At 68.8% G+C, this 1,066-nt stretch carries 2 protein-coding genes; both read left to right on the top strand.

The genetic code is table 11. From position 1 onward, the window contains the following. Nucleotides 1-642 (top strand): ABC transporter permease (locus ACTS11_RS20570; RefSeq protein WP_442642148.1); only part of this gene is annotated, 642 nt, incomplete at its 5' end. Continuing rightward, a partial coding sequence (locus ACTS11_RS20565) for a hypothetical protein (protein ID WP_442642147.1) occupies nt 642-1,066 on the top strand: 425 nt, incomplete at its 3' end. The genes ACTS11_RS20570 and ACTS11_RS20565, both read left to right, overlap by 1 nt.

Here is a 1,066-nt window from a genome sequence, read left to right as displayed (position 1 = left end):
CTCCTCGTCACGCCCGAGATCGTGGCCGCCGGCATCCCGACCTACATGGCGGCGATCCTGTTCCTCTTCCCGATCGTGTTCCTCGTGATCCTGTGGAACTCGCGCTACCACATGCAGCCCGCGAAGCGCCTGCTCTTCATCGGCGTCAGCCTCGTCGTCGGTCTCTGGCTCTATGCCGGTCTCGCCTTCGACGCCGACCCACTCGGCGTCATCTCGATGCCGGGCAACATCCTGATCGTCTTCGTCTCGGTCGTGTTCGTGAACTCGCCCACCGTCTTCCGGATCGTCCGGGGGATTGTCCTCGACATCAAGACGCGGGACTACGTGGCGGCGGGACAGACCCGCGGCGAGGGCCCCTGGTACATCATGCTGTGGGAGATCCTGCCGAACGCGCGCGGGCCGCTCATCGTCGATTTCTGCCTGCGGATCGGCTACACGACGATCCTTCTCGGAACGCTCGGCTTCTTCGGCCTCGGCGTCAGCCCCGAAAGCCCGGACTGGGGTTCCACCATCAACGAGGGGCGGAGGCTCCTGACCATCTACCCGCACCCCGCCCTGCCGCCCGCTCTGGCGCTGATGAGCCTCGTCCTGGGGCTGAACCTGCTGGCCGACGGGCTGCGCGAAGAGAGCCTGAAGGACTGATGCCGAATTTTCGTACGAAAATTCGCACCCGCCGCAATCTTCGTACGAAGATTGCGGCGGCCCTGCTCGGAGGTCTGTCCGCCCTGCCCGCCACGGCCTCCCAGCCCGTCTGGCAGCCCGCGATCTACTGCGCGGGGCTCGAGGAGGTCCGCGCGGACATCCTGCGGGATCTCGGCCATGCCGCGCCCGCCGAAGCCGGCACGCCGGCCGAGGCCGACCGCGCCGCCCGCACCTACCTGCGCATCGCGGCCGAGGCGCTCGACTGCCCCGCGCCGACACAGCTCGAGGCGATGCTGACGAGCGTGCGGCTGGGCATCTCCTGGCGCGTGGAACTCGCCGCCGCCTACGGCCACGGCCCCGACGTCGGCGTCCTGCCGCTCGCCTCGGAGGCGGACCTCGTCTGCCGGAGGCATTTCGATCGCGG

This window comes from Roseicyclus sp., assembly GCF_052168335.1.
GTDB lineage: Bacteria > Pseudomonadota > Alphaproteobacteria > Rhodobacterales > Rhodobacteraceae > Roseibacterium.
Note: the sequence above shows the minus strand (reverse complement) of the source record. Positions and strands in the feature narration are given on the sequence as shown.